Annotated in this window: 19 protein-coding genes and 1 other annotated feature; of the genes, 9 read left to right on the top strand and 10 right to left on the bottom strand. The window is 36.4% G+C overall.

Annotated elements, in window-relative coordinates; genetic code table 11:
- Positions 1–119 precede the first annotated feature (119 nt).
- Both HZY91_RS03575 and HZY91_RS03580 read right to left on the bottom strand, forming a co-directional pair.
- Positions 120–800 carry a DUF554 domain-containing protein gene (locus tag HZY91_RS03575; protein WP_197114896.1) on the bottom strand — a complete coding sequence of 227 codons (681 nt, stop codon included), beginning with the start codon at positions 798–800 and terminating at the stop codon, positions 120–122.
- A gap of 130 nt (positions 801–930) precedes the next feature.
- The gene (locus HZY91_RS03580; protein WP_197114898.1) at positions 931–2169 is read right to left on the bottom strand and encodes an AI-2E family transporter; all 1239 of its coding nucleotides are present in this window, start codon (positions 2167–2169) and stop codon (positions 931–933) included.
- A 128-nt stretch (positions 2170–2297) separates the two neighbouring features.
- On the opposite strand from HZY91_RS03580, the gene HZY91_RS03585 reads away from it, so the two are divergent.
- Together HZY91_RS03585 and HZY91_RS03590 are read left to right on the top strand one after the other, a co-directional pair.
- Positions 2298–3347, top strand: coding sequence for a lactonase family protein (locus tag HZY91_RS03585; protein WP_197114900.1), 1050 nt, complete (start codon positions 2298–2300; stop codon positions 3345–3347).
- Positions 3348–3355: 8 nt separating this feature from the next.
- Positions 3356–4297, top strand: a complete 942-nt coding sequence (locus tag HZY91_RS03590) for an FAD:protein FMN transferase (protein WP_235991449.1) — start codon at positions 3356–3358, stop codon at positions 4295–4297.
- A gap of 90 nt (positions 4298–4387) precedes the next feature.
- Here HZY91_RS03590 and HZY91_RS03595 read toward each other — a convergent pair whose 3' ends face one another.
- Positions 4388–4894, bottom strand: coding sequence for a PTS sugar transporter subunit IIA (locus HZY91_RS03595; RefSeq protein ID WP_197114902.1), 507 nt, complete (start codon positions 4892–4894; stop codon positions 4388–4390).
- Positions 4895–5056: 162 nt separating this feature from the next.
- Between HZY91_RS03595 and HZY91_RS03600 the strand changes: the two genes are divergently transcribed.
- Positions 5057–5890: an undecaprenyl-diphosphate phosphatase gene (locus HZY91_RS03600; RefSeq protein WP_197114904.1), complete on the top strand. Its 834-nt coding sequence runs from the start codon at positions 5057–5059 to the stop codon at positions 5888–5890.
- Between the two features lie 113 nt (positions 5891–6003).
- On the opposite strand, the gene HZY91_RS03605 is transcribed toward HZY91_RS03600, so the two are convergent.
- Positions 6004–7323, bottom strand: a complete 1320-nt coding sequence (locus HZY91_RS03605; RefSeq protein ID WP_197114906.1) for a carboxylesterase family protein — start codon at positions 7321–7323, stop codon at positions 6004–6006.
- A 134-nt stretch (positions 7324–7457) separates the two neighbouring features.
- Between HZY91_RS03605 and HZY91_RS03610 the strand changes: the two genes are divergently transcribed.
- The 6 genes from HZY91_RS03610 to lplA all read left to right on the top strand — a co-directional run bounded on the left by HZY91_RS03610 (position 7458) and on the right by lplA (position 10919).
- Positions 7458–7667 (top strand): helix-turn-helix transcriptional regulator, encoded by a 210-nt coding sequence (locus HZY91_RS03610; protein ID WP_197114908.1) that lies wholly within the window; start codon positions 7458–7460, stop codon positions 7665–7667.
- A 1-nt stretch (position 7668) separates the two neighbouring features.
- On the top strand, positions 7669–7956 hold the full coding sequence (locus HZY91_RS03615) for a hypothetical protein (protein ID WP_197114909.1): 288 nt from the start codon (positions 7669–7671) through the stop codon (positions 7954–7956).
- Position 7957: 1 nt separating this feature from the next.
- Entirely contained in the window at positions 7958–8488 is a 531-nt protein-coding gene (gene lepB / locus HZY91_RS03620) for a signal peptidase I (RefSeq protein ID WP_197114910.1), read from the top strand.
- Between the two features lie 247 nt (positions 8489–8735).
- Positions 8736–8984 carry a biotin/lipoyl-containing protein gene (locus tag HZY91_RS03625; protein WP_197114911.1) on the top strand — a complete coding sequence of 83 codons (249 nt, stop codon included), beginning with the start codon at positions 8736–8738 and terminating at the stop codon, positions 8982–8984.
- Positions 8985–8986: 2 nt separating this feature from the next.
- Complete coding sequence (gene lipA, locus HZY91_RS03630) at positions 8987–9916, top strand: lipoyl synthase (RefSeq protein ID WP_197114912.1); 930 nt, start codon at positions 8987–8989, stop codon at positions 9914–9916.
- Between the two features lies 1 nt (position 9917).
- Positions 9918–10919 (top strand): lipoate--protein ligase, encoded by a 1002-nt coding sequence (gene lplA / locus HZY91_RS03635; RefSeq protein ID WP_197114913.1) that lies wholly within the window; start codon positions 9918–9920, stop codon positions 10917–10919.
- Positions 10920–11082: 163 nt separating this feature from the next.
- On the opposite strand, the gene serS is transcribed toward lplA, so the two are convergent.
- The 6 genes from serS to HZY91_RS03665 form a co-directional block, all read right to left on the bottom strand.
- Positions 11083–12375: a serine--tRNA ligase gene (gene serS, locus HZY91_RS03640; protein WP_197114914.1), complete on the bottom strand. Its 1293-nt coding sequence runs from the start codon at positions 12373–12375 to the stop codon at positions 11083–11085.
- Positions 12376–12424: 49 nt separating this feature from the next.
- Positions 12425–12650, bottom strand: a binding site (T-box leader).
- A gap of 36 nt (positions 12651–12686) precedes the next feature.
- Positions 12687–13214 carry a tRNA (uridine(34)/cytosine(34)/5-carboxymethylaminomethyluridine(34)-2'-O)-methyltransferase TrmL gene (gene trmL, locus HZY91_RS03645; RefSeq protein WP_197114915.1) on the bottom strand — a complete coding sequence of 176 codons (528 nt, stop codon included), beginning with the start codon at positions 13212–13214 and terminating at the stop codon, positions 12687–12689.
- On the bottom strand, positions 13211–14401 hold the full coding sequence (gene queG / locus HZY91_RS03650) for a tRNA epoxyqueuosine(34) reductase QueG (RefSeq protein ID WP_197114916.1): 1191 nt from the start codon (positions 14399–14401) through the stop codon (positions 13211–13213). Before queG ends, trmL begins: the two co-directional genes overlap by 4 nt.
- Before the next feature lie 79 nt (positions 14402–14480).
- Entirely contained in the window at positions 14481–15095 is a 615-nt protein-coding gene (locus HZY91_RS03655; protein ID WP_197114917.1) for a 50S ribosomal protein L25, read from the bottom strand.
- Between the two features lie 129 nt (positions 15096–15224).
- Entirely contained in the window at positions 15225–16094 is an 870-nt protein-coding gene (locus HZY91_RS03660; RefSeq protein WP_197114918.1) for a PPK2 family polyphosphate kinase, read from the bottom strand.
- An 80-nt stretch (positions 16095–16174) separates the two neighbouring features.
- The gene (locus tag HZY91_RS03665) at positions 16175–17488 is read right to left on the bottom strand and encodes a hypothetical protein (RefSeq protein WP_197114919.1); all 1314 of its coding nucleotides are present in this window, start codon (positions 17486–17488) and stop codon (positions 16175–16177) included.
- Positions 17489–17650: the final 162 nt, after the last annotated feature.

Here is a 17650-nt window from a genome sequence, read left to right on the forward strand (position 1 = left end):
CCTTTATCCTCCATTTCGATCCGCCCTTTAGTCTCACCTATCTTATCAAAGCTTGAAAATAATCAAAAATAATAAGGATCAGCGGGCTATAAATAAGTCCTCTAAACAAAAAATGCTTATTATTTCATAATAAGCATCAATAAAACAGGTAAAAACATTGCAGGTGTATGATTCAAAATTTTTAATTGAGTCAAGTTTAATATGTTGGTTCCTAAACCAATTAAAAGCAAGGAACCGACTGCAATAATTTCATTAATCATTGCTTGAGAGAGAATCGGAGCGGCTACTTCTGCCAAAAGAACTAAGCTTCCTTCGACAAAAAAAACAGCAACTGCTGATAGCATTACACCAAAGCCCAGTGAAGATGAAAGAAGCAAGGCTGTTATACCATCCAAAATACTTTTAGTATATAATGTTGTATTATCTCCTGTTAGGCCACTCTCTAACGAACCTAAAATAGACATAGAACCTACACAGAAAATCATTGCACCGGCAATAAATCCTTGTCCAAGATTATTCTCTCTCCCGCTCTTAGCATATTTCGCTTCCAAATTAGTAATAAAACGAGTTAATCTTGCATCAATATCAATACTTTCACCAATAACCGTCCCTAATACCATTGATAAGATCAGCACAATCGTATTATCTCCTGTCAGTAGCCCATCAATTCCAATAGCAATTACCGATAAAGCCATCCCTTGCATCAAACGTTCATGTAGCTTTGCGCTAATTCCTGATTTTACTATAGTCCCTACCCATGAGCTTACAATAATAATAATTGTGTTCACTAAAACTCCCATCAATACTTTCCTCCATAAATTGAGAGCAGCCAAAGCCACTCTCTATTGTTTGTATTTGATTAACCCTGCTCTTCGGAATCTTCTTCTACTTCATTTGTATAAAGTAATTGTCCCACTTGATCTTCAGCTGCTAACCCTTCTTTTCATCTACTACTTGACTAATATCAATTTCATCATAACTTTCTTCGATGTCAATTTCCTCTTCAAATGGTTGAGGAGTAATTTCATCTTCTTCATATAGAGGAGAATTCTTCCGATAGATCCGATATAATTCAGTGAATATAACTTTAAAAACAGCAAAAGCTGGAACTCCCACAATCACTCCTGTTAAACCAAACAAACGACCAGCACCCAACAAAACAATTAAAATTGTAACCGGATGAATCTTCAAATTAGACCCAAGAATTTGTGGTTGGATTAACCGCCCTTCAATAAAAGCTTCAAGACTCAATACAATCAGCACCTTAATGAACATAAAAGGCGAAGTAATTAAACCAATAATAACCGCAGGAACTGCCGCCATAACAGATCCAATATAAGGAATGACATTGAGGACTGTCGCCAACACACCTAAAGTAATCGCATAGTCTAAGCCAATAATTGAGAATCCAATTGCAAAAAGGAACCCTACCATGATCGCAACAATAATTTGTCCACGAACATAACGCCCAATTTGATAATGTGATTGAAAAAAGATTGTTTTAGACGTTTTTCGATAAGCATTGGGAATATGATGCAACATCAAAGGGATCAATTTATAACCTTCCAACAACATATAATACAATAAGACCGGTATGGTAATCAAGCCTGTCACTACAGTTGAAAGCGTCCCAATAACATTTCCTAAACTACCGAAAGTTGACGTAATAATCGGTTGAAACTGTTCCACTAATCCATTTAAATTCATGTCAGATAATTGCGTCGCTAAATTTGGAAATACATCTTCTAAATCTGGAACTAGAGGAATACTATTAAAAAGATCTTGAATACTATTAGAATATTCCGGAAGATTCTCAACGAATGATTGTGTTTGTCGTTGAACGATGGGAACAAGTGTTGCTATGCCCCATACTAATAGAAGGGTCACAAAAAAATAAATCATCCAAATTGCCAAGTGACGATTTACACCTCTTCTCGCCAATTTAACAACAATAGGCGAAAATAAATAATATAAAATTACCGTTCCAATCATAGGAAAAGCAAAGAATTGAATAAATACTCCTAATGGCTGAAATAAATATGCAATCTTAGTAAATAAAAAAATCACACTGAATGTGAGTAATAGTATAAGTAATCGAATGATGTGTTGATTATTCATAAAATTACGTTTAAATGTTGTTAACGGCGTATGTTCTGGCCCTCTGCGCATAGTTACCCTCCTCACTAAATAAGTAGATTTATTTTACCATATTTTTTTAAAATTTGTTGATTTCTATCTTTCCTCCTCCTACAATTTCTTATGGTATAATTATTATAATTTCATTAAGGAGGACTCTCATGACCGAAACATTTTTATTAGGTGGCTATACACGTCGCATCAATACAGGACTCAAATCTGTCACCTTAGAAAAAGATGACGAACTATTCTCAGCCCATAAATCGATTGCAAGTCTAAACAACCCAACATATCTATGTCTTTCAAATGATTTGAACTATTTATTCGCCATTCATCAAGACGACCCTAAAAGTGGTCTAGTCGCCTTCAAAAAAAATGACCAGGATAAATGGTATGAAGTAGATCGTCTAATGGTTTCTAACATACCTGGATGTCACTTATCTTACCGTGCCTCTTCTCGAACGATTTATCTGTCCAATTATCATGAGGGTGCCTTAGATATCTTCTATTTCGACGAGCATGAATATCTACACCACATCCAGCGAGTGGAACATACGGGTTCAAGTGTCCATCCCAACCAAACGAAACCACACATTCATTACGCAGGAGTTTCTCATGATCAAAGACGTCTCTATGTCTGTGATCTTGGAACAGATACTGTTTCAACCTATGAAATTGATTATGAAGGAAAAATCACATTAGAACATTCCCTAGAACTGCCAGCTGGGTGTGGTCCACGCCATTTAGTTAAGCATCCTAAATCAAATTTTGTTTACATTATAGGAGAATTAGATAATACTACAACTCTTGCTTATCTCAATACAGATGGCAGTTTAACGATAAAAGACCGTAAACAGAATATTCCTGATCAATTTATAGAAGAATCAAGCGGTGCTGCTATCCGTTTATCTCAAGACGGTCTCTTTCTATATGTTTCCACTCGCTATCATAATAGTATTACGGTTTATGAAATCAATCAAAAAAATGGCCATTTAACTCGAATTCAACGGGTCAATACGGTCGGAAAAGTTCCTCGAGATTTTATTTTAGATCAAGATGAAAAATATCTAATTGTAGCTCATCAAGATTCAGACTACCTCTCACTCTTCAAGAGAGATAAAAAAAGCGGGGAACTTTCATTCATACATAACGAAACTTACGCTCCCGAATGTGTTTGCATTCTTTCTGAAAGTTCCACAACACTCAATTAGGTGAAGAGATGGATTTTAAACAAATCACCTTTCCAACTATGGGAACCAATCTTCATCTAAAAATTTTGCATCAGAACGCTGTTTCGCTTCTCCAACAAGCAAAAAAAATATTACTAGACTATAATCAACGTTATTCAACTTTTATCAACAGTAGTCAACTACAACAGATCAATCTAAATGCTGGGATCAAACCTGTTCAAGTCGATCAAGATCTCTTTGACTTAATTGCATATGGTCGAGAAGCCAGTATTCAATCTAAACAAACTCTTAATATCGCCATTGGTCCTCTAGTTAAATTATGGAAAATTGGTTTCGGGGCTAATCAAATCCCTGATCCCCAAGAAATTGAGCAAGTTTTAAAACTAATTAATCCTCAACATATTAAGATGAACTCACATACAAAAGAAGTCTATCTGGAGCATCCAGGTATGGCGATTGATCTCGGTGCTTTAGCGAAAGGCTATTTCGCAGATAACCTCAAAAAATTTTTTATAGAGAATGGAGTAAAATCTGGTTTTATCGATCTAGGTGGAAACGTCTTAACCATTGGAGGGAACCCTGAAAGAAGCGATTCTTGCTGGCGTATTGGTATCCAAGATCCTCAAAAACCTAGAGGACAGCTAATAGCAGCTGTTAAAATACAAGATCTATCGCTGGTCACTTCTGGGATTTATGAACGTGTTTTTCGTACTAAAAAAGGCGAATTATTCCATCATATTCTAGACTCGCACACTGGCTATCCGGTTGAAAATCAACTCGCATCTGTTTCAATTCTCTCTCCTCTCTCTTTAAAAGCTGAGGAATGGACCACTCGATTATTTTATTGTTCTCCTCAAATGGCTCTTGAAATCATTGAACAGACTGAAAACATAGAAGGCTTAATTATCGACCGTCATAACAACCTTTATCTTTCTCAAGGAATGAAAAAAATTACCTTCTTAAAAAAATAAAAAGAATTTACCTATAAGTGAACAGCCCCCAAAAGTGAGTTAATTAACTCTAACTTTTGGGGGCTGTTCAAAGAGAGGCATTCTATTACCTTAACGTAACACAACTCGCCCTATTTCTTGTCCTTGGCTTACTTGCCCCGAAGCCGTTAGTTCAAATTCATCAATAACTTCAGATCCATTTGTAAAGATGATTATCATAACATTATCTTTTCCCGCTTCTTCAAGCGCTTCGAAATTCACTTTAGACAATTGTGTGTCTGGCGTTACTGAGTCGTTTTCTTTAGCCACTGACTCAAAAGGTTTTCCCTCTAAAGAAACAGTATCAATTCCCATATGAAGCAATATTTCTAACTCTCCTGCAGTAATTCCAAATGCATGTTTAGTAGGAAAAATATTATGAATAGTTCCATTAACAGGTGAAAATATTTCTGATTGAGACGGTTTTATAGCAAAACCATCCCCCATCATTTTTTGAGCAAACACTTGATCCTCTACGTCCTCAATTCTCACTATTTCACCATCACAGACTGCGTGTAAAGTGATCTCCTTACTCATTACATCTTCTTTTTTGTCTTTCTTTTTAAAAAAACCAAACATTTTTATTCCCCCTCACTAAATGATAACTTTATTTTAACATAAGTCGTAAACCGAAACTATTGGAAGCCCTTAATCGAAACTGGACTCAGGATCCTCTTAGTGACAAGGCTTGGACTTTTCGTTATAATAAAGGCTGTTAAATACAAAGCTGAGGTGAATAATTTGCAAGAAATAGATTTATTCGAATTATTAAAAATATTTATCTTAAGTGTAGTCCAAGGGATTACTGAATGGTTACCTATTTCCTCTACGGGGCACTTAATTTTAGTAGAAGAATTTATTAAATTAAATTTAGATCCCGCTTTTATCGAAATGTTCCGGACTGTTGTCCAATTAGGATCAATTCTAGCGGTAGTTGTCCTTTATTTCAATAAACTTAATCCTTTTAATCCTAAAAAATCGCCAGAGAATCGGAAAGAGACGTGGGTACTATGGTTTAAAGTAGCTGTTGCTTCATTACCAGCCATTATTTTCGGATTCCTTATTAATGATTATATGGAAGAATACTTTAATATCCCTCCTGTCGTAGCTGCTGCCTTAATTATCTATGGATTCGCATTTATCTGGATTGAAAATCGAAAACCTGGTCGCCATGATCGCCAAATTGAAAATCTAGAAAGAATTTCTTATCCAACAGCTTTTAAAACAGGTCTCTTTCAAGCTTTATCCCTCATTCCAGGGACATCACGCTCAGGTTCAACTATTTTAGGAGGACTCTTATTAGGTATGGAACGAACAGTAGCAACAGAATTTTCATTCTTCATGTCACTTCCTGTTATGTTTGGAGCGTCTTTCTTAAAGCTTTTAGATTTTGGTTTTGACTTTACTAGTACTGAACTGATCTACTTAGTCTTTGGTATGTTTGTGGCCTTTATCGTTTCTTTGATTGTAATCCGCTCATTATTAAAATTTATCAAAACAAACGACTTCAAACCTTTTGGTTATTATCGCATTATTCTTGGCTCTATTGTCATTCTTTATTACCTATTCAAATAAAGTTTAAGACCGATTACTGTTTATCAGTAATCGGTCTTTTTATCGCTTTTTCTCTGTCTCGATAAATACATTTTCTTTCTTTTTTTGTATTTTTCTCACCTATGTCAAAATTATTATTTATCATAACTCTTAATTTCAATAAGATCAGGTAACTTTATGGAATTCAATTCTCCTGTTTTTGCAAAATCAGCCCATATTTTCCGTAAAGGTTGTCCTAATTTCACTAAATCTTCCGTTGAATAATGACTATAAAGCAATCCGTTTTCTATACTTTCAGGATGAAAAAGTAAAGGAATTTCAGCCATATGAACTCCCTCAAAGATATGCTCTCCTCTCCCACCACGGAATAAATAAGTGGCTACCCTTCCTCCAGCTTTAGAGAATAGTTCTGCATAACGATCAATTTCTTCCTCAAAGATAATCTCAGTAAAAAAGTCTAAAGCTACTTCTAATAATCGGCCAATGATTGGTTTATTATATTGACTAAAATAGCGTTCTTGTGATAAGACAAAATCTGCTTCATGGTTATTAGATCCAATTAAAACATCAAAATCACTTGCAACTAACCGATAGGCTTCTTTTAAGTTTTTTTCTTTTGGTAAAGGATAGACACCATATTTAACAGCTACAGGCAAGAAACTTGCCCGTTGAAACCCTTGACGCAATTTCATCAAAGTCGCTGTTTGAAATGTAATCACCTCTTCCAACGACATTTCATCCGTAATCTGTTGACTGGCTTGAAGTAATTCTTGATGAATTCTGCCATGTTTTTTATTCGCAGAAATAGGAGCAGATTGAATAATGACTCGTTGAAATAACCTCTTACTTCCTTCAGCCACCATTAGATGCATAATCGCATCTGCCCCTGCAGATTGTCCGAATAAAGTGACATTATTAGGGTCACCGCCAAATTGTTTAATATGTTTCTTTATCCAACGCAAAGCCATAAGTTGGTCTAGAAGCCCTAAATTAGCCGGCTGCCCTTCTCGATCCCTCGAGAAACCGAGTATACCTAACCGATAATTAAGATTAACCACCAACACACGTTGCTCTTCCACCAAACGTTTTGGATAATAAATCTCTAAATCGCCTGCTCCAACTTCATAACCTCCACCATGAAACCACACCATTACTGGAAGAAGTGGATCAGTCGCTTGATGATCTGCCGGCAAAGTGATTGACAAATTCTGACAAGCCTCAGTCATCTCTAAATGATTTTGAGGACCCAGTAATTTCGCAACCCCTCGCTTTTGCGGTGCCATTGGAGATAATTGCGTTGCTTTTATTTGCTTACGGTTATTTTTAATGAGCGTGGGATATTCAAAGCGTCCTGCTCTTGCATAGGCAATACCAGTTGCTCGATTTACGCTTCCGTCATTCCAACCAATTATTTCACCTTGATCATATGGCCATTTAACTAATCGACAATCCATTCCACCACTCCTTATCAACTTATTATATCTTCTTATAAACGATTCAACAAAAATAAAGGTTTTGTTAAAAAAAGTTGACATTTTGTTAAAAATAATTAACATCATAAGTGTCACAGTTCAAAGGAGTGATAAAGTTGATCATAAATAATCTTAAGACTCTTCGAGCTCAAAAAAATTGGACTCAATCAGATCTTGCTAAGCAAGTAGGTGTCACTCGACAAACGATTGCTTCCATCGAAAAAGGGAAATATTCACTTTCTCTTCAATTAGCTTTTGAAATTGCCTCTGTTTTTAATGTTTCGATCACTGACTGTTTTAATTTTGACCATGAAAAGGAGTCCTAATATGCTAATTTTTCTTTATATGTCTCTCATTATCCTATGTGGTGGTTATTATCTTTATAAAATTTTTTATTACCAAAAGGATGAACGCGGAGAAATGATCCTCTTACAATCAAATTATTCCGCTACCTCCATGATGTTAATTTTATTCACCATTCTTTCTATTTTTCGATCAAATATTTTACCGACAGAAGAAGCACAATTTCTCTATCAATACAGCGATATAATTTTAGTAACTGGCTACTTCCTGAGCATGACTATCAGTCTTTATATTAATGAAAGAAGGTATTAAGATGCATACTATCCTACATTATCTAAGAAAAAACCTCCTTACAGATATAAAAACATTTCTCTCTACATTGGTCATTGCTTTACTGTTACAGCATTTTTTTATTACCCCCTGCACAGTGAAAGGCTCTTCCATGGAAAACACATTAATGGATCAGCAAAAAATTATGATATCTCGACATTTTGAAATTGACCATTTTGATATCGTCGTACTGCAAGCTCCTGATCGAAAAAATAAAAAGTATATTAAACGAGTGATCGGTCTCCCAGGCGATCGTCTTCGCTATCAAAATAATCAACTTTATTTGAACGACCAATTAATAACCGAGAACTATCTCAGCCCCGATCCTTCAATTTCTTATACAAAAGATTTTAATCTTACGAATACTATCCCAGAAGGATATTATTTTGTTTTGGGGGATCATCGAACCAAATCTTGGGATAGTAGAAATTATGGTTTAGTATCGCAGGAAGCAATATTAGGTGAAGCTGTTTTTAGCTTTTACCCCTTAAACAAAATAAGTATACTTGAATAATTGGGGAGCAAGCTGCTCCCTTTTTATATTTTTCCTCGCAATCTTCTAATAGGATGCCCCAAAAAATTCTTACTCTCCAGTCCCAAAGATATTTATATCAAATATTAAATGTTAAACCCATGAAGTTACCTTAAAATTTAGGTTAAATTTTAAATAAATCGTTGAATATTTATTTTTAAGCGTTTACAATGAAAGTTAGGGTTTTATTTTTGTAAATCCGCTTATTCAAATGATTGGAGGATTCATTGTGCAAAAAGATATTTTATTTCCAAAACTAAGTTCTAAGATCCTATCAGGAGTTGTCATTGAATGGACTACTGAGATTGGACAGACTATCCAAAAAGGTGAAGTGCTCTATGCGGTTGAAACAGATAAAGCAGTTCATGAGATCGAATCACCCATTAGTGGAAAATTAGTTTCCATTCATGTGGAGTTAGGTGATGCTGTCACAGCAGGAGACCTCATTGCAACTATTGATGAAAGCAAGGAGGATTAAGGATGAAAATTACTTCTTCCACTACTCAAGTGAAACCTCGTATCCGCTTTGACAATGAGTCTGTCGATCAAGTCAATGGCCTTTTATCTAGTCTTCAACTAAATACTGTTTGTGCAGAAGCCACTTGTCCTAATCTTGGTGAATGTTATAAAAATGGAACCGCTACGTTTATGATTTTGGGGAGTCGTTGTTCGCGGGCTTGTCGTTTCTGTGACATTTTGACGGGCAACATGGAGATCGTCAATGAAGATGAACCCGATAACCTTGCCGATGCTTGCCATACATTAGGCTTACGCCATGTAGTCGTAACAAGTGTCGCTCGTGACGACTTAGAAGATGGAGGAGCAGAACAATTCGCTCGAACCATTCGTGCAGTGAAAGCCAAGTGTCCTGAAACCACCATCGAAGTTCTAATTCCCGATTTTTTAGGCCGTGAAGAAAGTCTGGATACAGTGATTGAGGCAGAACCTAATATTATTAATCATAATATTGAAACGGTAGAACGCTTATCCCCAAGAATCCGGCATCGCGCAACTTATGATCGCTCCCTCTTCGTCTTAAAATATATTAAAGAACATGCTCCACACATCTATACCAAGACAGGCGTCATGTTAGGTTTAGGGGAAACAGAAGAAGAAGTTGCAAAAGCAATGGATGATAGTTTAGCAGCTGGAGTAGATTTTTTCACAGTCGGACAGTATCTTCAACCCTCACCCAAACATTACAAATTAGAAGAGTATATCTCTTTATCGCAATTTGGTAAATATAATAAAATGGGAATGAAAAAAGGGTTCAAATTTGTTGCGTCTGGTCCCCAAGTGAGAAGTTCTTATAAGGCGCATGAATCTTTAGATGCTGTTGGGGTAGAATACAATTTTGATGCCCAAAATAGTTTGGTTGCCCAAATTGCCAAAAAAGAAGCGAACAAATAGTATGTTATATCTCGAAACCCATTCGCTTGATGCTAATTATTACTTTGCTTTAGAAGAATATTTAATGACAGAAGGCAATCTACAAGAAGATCTTTTTATGATATGGCAAACCCACCTCACCGTCATGTTAGGTAACTATCAAAGCGCTTATACAGAATTGAATTTACCAGCACTCGAGCATGACCAAGTTAGCATTACTCGTCGCAATACAGGAGGGGGAACTATTTTCACTGATCAAGGGGGCTGGCAATATAGTTTTATTTGCCCTCGTCGACCCGGAAAAGATCGACATGAAGATATCGATTTTCAACGTTTTATGCACTCTATTATCTCTGCCTTAAATCAATTAGGCATACCCGCAGAGATGAATAGTCGCAATGACCTTGCGATCCATGGTAAAAAAGTTTCAGGGAATGCCCAATGTTTCAAAGGAAATTATACCTTACATCATGGCTCCCTTTTATTTGATAGCGATTTAGCTGCTATGGCACGTTATCTGAATCCAGCTAAACATAAATTAGTTTCAAAAGGAATTCAATCGGTCCGTGATCGAACGGGGAATATCAAAGATTTTTGCCCTCAAGATTGGAACGCCTTGGAATTCAAAGAAGCTCTAGTCAAACAAATTGTCGGTGACCAATTAAATGATTATCCTCTCACCCCAGCCGATGAGGAGGCAATTCAGAAACTAAAAACTGAAAAATTCCAATCTTGGGATTGGATATTCGGTCGTAACCCTCAATTTTCATTAGTTAATGAAGAAGTCTTCCCCGGTGGACTGCTCCGTATTCACTGTCAAGTCACAAACGGCATCATCCAGTCCTGTCTCTTTGAAGGTGATTTCTTTAGTGGTCATGACCTGAAAGCGGTTGAACATTCTCTACAAGGACTTCCTTTTGATAAGAGAAGAGTCCAGCAACACTTTCATCAACATTTTTCACAAGATCTTATCCATCATATTTCCAATCAAGAAATCATTTCGACACTATTCAAAGGTTTCTAGACTTTTAAAATTTACAATTAATAGAATCTAATAGCTAGTCGTTAAAAATATAAATAGTTACCATTTTTGAGCACTGTACTCTGTTGTACAGTGTTTTTTTATTCCCTCTAATATTAATGAAAAATAAAAAACCTTTACAAGATTGTAAAGGTTTTTCTCAAAATTATCCCATTGCATTCTGCTCATTAATCTCCGTAACCCCTCCCATATAAGGCACTAAAACTTTAGGAATTTTTACAGATCCATCTGCTTGTTGGTAATTTTCTAAGATTGCTACTACCGTTCTACCAACTGCCAAGCCAGAACCGTTTAAAGTGTGAACATAATTCAATTTGCCTTCAGAATTTCTAAAACGAATCATAGCACGTCGTGCCTGAAAATCCTCAGTATTCGAACAAGAAGAAATTTCTCGATAAGTATTTTGAGCCGGAACCCAAACCTCAATATCATAAGTTTTGGCAGCTGAGAATCCCATATCTCCTGTACATAAAGTGATCACCCGATATGGTAATTCTAATGCTTGGAGAATGCCTTCGGCATTTTGCAACATCTCTTCTAATTCTTCATAAGAATGATCAGGATGAGCTAATTTCACCAACTCTACTTTGTGGAATTGATGCATCCGAATTAGACCTCGGGTATCACGTCCAGCTGAACCTGCTTCTGAACGGAATGAGGGTGACATCGCCGTAAATTTTACAGGTAAATCATCGATATCAAGCACTTCCTCTCGATAATAGTTTGTCAAAGGAACTTCTGCCGTTGGGATCAATACGAAATGACGATCATCATTTAATTCAAATGTATCTTCTTTAAATTTAGGATACTGTCCTGTACCAAACATTGATTTTTCATTTACAATGTAAGGTGGGATCACTTCTGTATAACCATTCTGAGCAGTATGGGTATCTAGCATAAAATTATAAATTGCCCTTTCTAGCCTTGCCCCTAACCCTTTGTAGAAAACAAACCGTGAACCAGCAACCTTTCCGCCGCGTTCAAAATCTAAAATTCCTAAACGATCCGCAATGTCCCAATGATTCATAGGCTCAAAATCAAAAGATGTTTGCTCACCCCAACGTCGATTCTCAATATTATCTTCTTCATCTTCACCCGCAGGAACAGACGTATGAGCTATATTAGGTAAACGATGTTCTATTTCGGCTAATTTCAGATTAACGTCTGATAAGTCAGCCTCAAACCCACTTATCTCTTTTCCAATCGTTTGCATCTGAGCAATCTGTTCATCTGCATTACCTTTAGCTTTTTTAATCGTCGCAATCTCTTCCGATACTTTATTCCGAATTTGCTTCTTAGACTCTACAATTGCTAATAATTGACGACGGCTCTCATCCAACTCTTTAAATTTTTCAAGTGTTGCAGCCTCTACTCCACGTACTTCTAACTTTTGTATCACTTCTTCTAAATGTTCCCGAACATATTTACGATCTAGCATGGTATTTTCCTCCTTTAACTTTTTGCTTACAAAAAGAGACCCTTTATCCACTAGGGACGAAAAGGTCTCATTTTCCGCGGTACCACCCGATTTTAAAAGCCTAATCTAAAATGGCTTTTACACTTCAATCATAACGGTGATTACCGGCTTTATTTAATCATTGTTTTCATAAAGCAGAATGGAGCGCGGATTCACTGATTAATCTGAATAGCTTGCATCAACCGCCATCTTTCTGAACAGATACCTCAATTACTGGTCGCCCTTACTATTAAATTAATTATATTAAATTAAGATTAAAAGTCAAGTTTTACCTACCAGTTCAGATCTTTTGCCTTTTGTGTATCTCGATAGTGATGAATGGTATCTAAACCATTAAAAGCCTGTTGCCGTAAAGCTTCATAAATAATAATATTGGCCGTATTCGATAAATTTAATGAACGAACATGTTGATCGTTCATTGGAATTCTTAAACATTGCTCCCTATGTTCTTCCATAAAATCAACCGGCAATCCTGTTGTTTCTTTCCCAAAAATAAAAAACTGTTCCTCAACCTTTGGATCTGACAGATTAACTTCAGAATAAATCTGGGGAGCAAATTTTGTTATCAAAAAGAGCCGTCGATTCCCTAAATAAGACATAAAGGCTTTAAGACTCTTATGATAAGTGATATCTACATGATGCCAATAATCTAGTCCAGCTCGTTTCAGCATCTTATCATCCGTTGAAAACCCAAGAGGTTCAATTAAATGTAAGGGTGAATTAGTTGCCGCACAGCTTCTCGAAATATTACCTGTATTCGCAGGCATCAAAGGTTCAAATAGTACAATATGATTCTTCAAATATTTTCCTCCCGCTTAGTACGACGTCTTAGTCGTTTATTCTTTAGCTTCTCAATCGCTTCAGCCATCTCATCAATTATTTCTTGTTCCGTTTCCTTTGCCATCTGTTCTTCAATAAAAGTTATTAGAGATAGATTTTGATACTTCTGAATCTGACTTACGGCATAAGCAGCAGTCGCTCGAATAACAGGCCGAGAATCCTTCTCGATCACTTCTAATAAGTGAGGAATGGCAGACTGATCTTGATAATTTGCTAACGCAATTATAGCATTACGTTGCAGAGGTTTTTTTCCACGCCACGCTCCAGATAAATGCCCATAAGTTTCTTTAAATTCTTTGTTAGATAAATTTAACATTAATTTCAATTCTGGTTGCACTTGTTCTGGAACAGGTTCCATTTCGGGATGGAGGTGAAAATCTACTCCCTGATTAAAAGGACAAGTTAATTGGCAAATATCACAACCATAAATAACATGTGTGATCTTACGTCGAAATTCATGAGGCATCAACTGTTTAGTCTGGGTTTGATAAGATAAACAACGTGGGCCATTTATTCTGCCATCACCTAACAAAGCTTGGGTCGGACATGCCTGAACACACCGATAACAATCACCGCATCCAAAAGGAACACGCTCATCAACAGGGAATGGAAGATTAGTAATTATTTCTCCAAGATAGACATAACTTCCATATTCTTTTGTAATTAATAACCCATTTCGTCCAATAAAGCCAATACCGGCTCTTTCTGCTACTAGAACATCTGACAGTTCTCCCGTATCGACCATCGTCTTAAAACGTATCTCTGGCACAATTTCTTCCACATAAGTCATTAACTGATTCATTTTATCTCGCAAGATATCATGATAATCAATTCCCCAAGATGCTCGAGCAAATTGACCTCGACGTTGCTCACGTTCTGAAGGCAAAGGATTTCTTATTTGACTTGGATAGGCTAAACAAATTGAAATAATCGATTGTGGTTGATCAAAAATTAATTCAGGATAAATCCTTTCTTCAATCACTTTATGCTCAAAACCAGTTGTATGCCCTGCTTTTTTCTGCTGATAGAAACTTTCTTCAATATGATCAAAAGGATCTGCACTCGCAAAACCAATCTTATCGATTCCAATTTCTGTTGCTTTTCTTTTGATCAATCGCTTAACATGTTCTAAATTCTGCTGATTCATTCAATTATTCACCCCTATCCATGTAAAAAAAGCACAACAAACGCATGCGTTTATTGTGCTATACTTTCCTACCTCAAAATTATTCTTCTTCCTCTGTAGCTTCTTCACCAATAACTTCAGGCTCTGCTACTTCTTCTTCATCTGTTTCTTCTGGTTCTTCAGTTGGAGCTGATACCGAAACAATTGTCTCTTCAGCCTCTACTAAAATTTCTACACCTTCTGGAACCTCAAGATCAGCAATTGATTTTGTATCACCAATTTCCATACCCGTTACATCAATTTCGAATGAGTTAGGAATACTATCTGGTTTTGTTTCAACTTGAACAGTATTCAATACTAATTCTACGATTCCAATCTTAACTGTCTCTTCATTCACTAGAGATAATGGAACTTCTACTGTTAATTTCTGATCAGCCGAAATTGCTTCTAAATCAATTGAATAAAAAAGGTCTTTAATGGCTGCCTTTTCAAAATCTTTTAAGATAACTTTTTGACTTTTCCCATCATACTCGACATCAAAAACGGCATTTGATCCTTCTTTTTTCAAAAGACCTTCAAATTCTCGACGATCTACTAATAAAGACGTCACTTCAACGGACTGTCCGTATAAAGTAACAGGGATTTTACCTTCATTACGCGCCTTTTTAGAAGCGCCTGTACCAGTTGCTGTTCTAACCTCTGCTTTAATTGCCATGTATATGAACTCCTTTATAACTTATTTATCTGCTAACTTGATAGATAGGTAGTAAATTTTGCACATCAATTATCATACCAAAAATCTAGCTGTTTTGCTAGTGAAATTTATGAATTGGCATAGAAATCCTTAGTCAAAATCTCCATTTCGTAACTTTTCAGCTGCTTGAGCCAGTTTTTCTTTTTCTTTATTGCTAACTTTAGGAAATTCTGGATTGATATCTGTCAATTTATCCAAAAGTATCTCACTAATTAACCATCTACCATAATCTCCATCGTCAGCAGGTATAATATACCAAGGTGCATATTTTGTTGAGGTCGCAGAAAAACACTCTTCAAAAACGCACATATGGTCTTGCCATCTTTCACGATCTTCTAAGTCAGAGAAAGAAAACTCCCATTGATGGTTTGGATCCTCAATCCTTTCTAATAGCCGTTTCTTCTGAATCTCCTTAGAAATATGAAGAAATATTTTTACCATATAAAATCCGTTTTCGTATAAATATTGTTCAAAATGATTAATTTGGCGATATCTCATCTGCCATATATCATCTATCTTGGCATGTTCTGGTAATGGGGCTTCAAGATGACTCTGATTAATTCTTGCCCCAATAACCTCTTCATAATGCGAACGATTAAAGACGGCAATCTCCCCTCTCTCTGGCATCGCCGAGGCTAAACGCCAAAGGTAATCATGTTGAAGTTCCGTACTATTCGGCTTAGAAAAGGATGATGTTCTTAATCCTTGCGCACTAAGTTTAGAAAAAACATAACGCTCTGCTTCATCTTTTCCAGCTGCATCAAGCGCCTGTAATGCAAAAATGAGTGCCTCTTTTTCTTCAGCCATCAACTTTTGCTGCAATTGATCGATCGTTCGAAAATTGTGGTCAACCTTCTCTTTAATTTGAGCGCTAGTAAAATTATGATTAATATAAGTTAGACGCTCTCTCAAATTGACTGATTCTTGTTTATTTACTCTAAACTGTTCAATATTAACCATTATTCATACTCTCCTATTTATAAGCAAAAAGTCACCTCAAAAAATGAAGTGACTTTGATTGTCAATTATATAGATAACGATTACTCTTCTGATTCTGACTCAGCTGCTTCTTCTGAACTTTCTGAGTCATCTCCTGATTCCTTCTTAGATTCCGACGCTTCTTCACTTTCATCTTCTGAAGATTCTTTCTTTAAATCAACTTTTTGTTCCTCCGTGTCACCAGCTTCAGCTGCAGTTAAAAGAATTTCAGCAGATTTTTTAAAGTCTTCTACTAATTCAGTTGCACCAGATATAGCATCAATCTCAGCAAACGGATCCTCCATGAAGGCTTCATTTAATGCTTTGATATTGTCTGTAGCCGTTTCTCCTGTGGCCTCTTCCATTTGAACATTATATTCTTCATCTTCACTTAATAAGTCGCCTTCTTCATTCTTATAGTCAAATTTAGAATCTGTTACTTTTCCGTCTTTAACTGTAATGATATGTTCTAATGCCCAACCTTGCTCATTTGGTTCTGCAACAGCCTTGTATTCTCCATCTTGTAATTCAGGAGTTTCATCTTCGCTAGATTCTGATTCATCTTCTGATTCGTCTTCTGCATTCGGTACTGCCGCCATTCCGTCAGACTCTTTTTCACTTGAATCAGATTCTTCTTCTGAAGCTGATTCTTCTTCACTTGAAGCAGACTCGTCTTCACTTGATGCAGACTCATCTTCTTCTAATGCTGATTCGTCTTCACTTGATGCAGACTCATCTTCTTCTAATGCTGATTCGTCTTCACTTGATGCAGACTCATCTTCTTCTGATGCTGATTCGTCTTCACTTGATGCAGACTCATCTTCTTCTGATGCTGATTCTTCTTCACTTGATGCAGACTCATCTTCTTCTGAGGCTGATTCTTCTTCACTTGATGCAGACTCATCTTCTTCTGATGCTGATTCATCTTCACTTGATGCAGACTCGTCTTCTTCTGATGCTGATTCGTCTTCACTTGATGCAGACTCATCTTCTTCTGATGCTGATTCATCTTCGCTTGAAGCTGACTCGTCTTCTTCTGAGGCTGATTCGTCTTCTGCGTTAGGAATCACTGCATAAGCAGCAGAATCATCTTCACTTGATGCAGACTCATCTTCTTCAGCCGCTGACTCTTCATTTGAAGCGGATGCATCTTCTTCTGATGCTGACTCTTCACTTGAAGCAGATTCTTCTTCTGAAGCTGATTCTTCTGAAACAGTAGTTGTTGTCTCTTCAATTGTTGTAGTTTCTCCATCACTAACAGCTGTAGTTGCTGTATCAGTATCTGCAGGGGTTTCTTTTCCTTGGTCACATGCTGCTAAAATTAACATTGATCCTAATAATAATGAACTCTTCAGTAACACATTTTTCAATTTCATCTAGATCTCCCTTTCATGCTTTCCTTAATAAGTGAAACATACCTAAATTTTAATGCATGGATTCCTAATTGTCTAGCAAAGTAGCGAAAAACATAGGATTCACGTATTTTTCTTTCTATAGTTATTAATTCTTGCCAAAACCCAGAAGTATTTGCTATAATA

Origin of the sequence: Facklamia lactis, from assembly GCF_015863205.1 — a bacterium.
Lineage (GTDB): Bacteria > Bacillota > Bacilli > Lactobacillales > Aerococcaceae > Facklamia > Facklamia lactis.

Excerpts from the sequence above, each read along its gene's own strand:
- HZY91_RS03575 (WP_197114896.1), bottom strand. The coding sequence starts at position 800 with ATGGGAGTTTTAGTGAACACAATTATTATTATTGTAAGCTCATGGGTA.
- HZY91_RS03580 (WP_197114898.1), bottom strand. The coding sequence starts at position 2,169 with ATGCGCAGAGGGCCAGAACATACGCCGTTAACAACATTTAAACGTAAT.
- HZY91_RS03585 (WP_197114900.1), top strand. The coding sequence starts at position 2,298 with ATGACCGAAACATTTTTATTAGGTGGCTATACACGTCGCATCAATACA.
- HZY91_RS03590 (WP_235991449.1), top strand. The coding sequence starts at position 3,356 with ATGGATTTTAAACAAATCACCTTTCCAACTATGGGAACCAATCTTCAT.
- HZY91_RS03595 (WP_197114902.1), bottom strand. The coding sequence starts at position 4,894 with ATGTTTGGTTTTTTTAAAAAGAAAGACAAAAAAGAAGATGTAATGAGT.
- HZY91_RS03605 (WP_197114906.1), bottom strand. The coding sequence starts at position 7,323 with ATGGATTGTCGATTAGTTAAATGGCCATATGATCAAGGTGAAATAATT.
- HZY91_RS03615 (WP_197114909.1), top strand. The coding sequence starts at position 7,669 with ATGCTAATTTTTCTTTATATGTCTCTCATTATCCTATGTGGTGGTTAT.
- lepB (WP_197114910.1), top strand. The coding sequence starts at position 7,958 with ATGCATACTATCCTACATTATCTAAGAAAAAACCTCCTTACAGATATA.
- lipA (WP_197114912.1), top strand. The coding sequence starts at position 8,987 with ATGAAAATTACTTCTTCCACTACTCAAGTGAAACCTCGTATCCGCTTT.
- lplA (WP_197114913.1), top strand. The coding sequence starts at position 9,918 with ATGTTATATCTCGAAACCCATTCGCTTGATGCTAATTATTACTTTGCT.
- serS (WP_197114914.1), bottom strand. The coding sequence starts at position 12,375 with ATGCTAGATCGTAAATATGTTCGGGAACATTTAGAAGAAGTGATACAA.
- queG (WP_197114916.1), bottom strand. The coding sequence starts at position 14,401 with ATGAATCAGCAGAATTTAGAACATGTTAAGCGATTGATCAAAAGAAAA.
- HZY91_RS03655 (WP_197114917.1), bottom strand. The coding sequence starts at position 15,095 with ATGGCAATTAAAGCAGAGGTTAGAACAGCAACTGGTACAGGCGCTTCT.
- HZY91_RS03660 (WP_197114918.1), bottom strand. The coding sequence starts at position 16,094 with ATGGTTAATATTGAACAGTTTAGAGTAAATAAACAAGAATCAGTCAAT.
- HZY91_RS03665 (WP_197114919.1), bottom strand. The coding sequence starts at position 17,488 with ATGAAATTGAAAAATGTGTTACTGAAGAGTTCATTATTATTAGGATCA.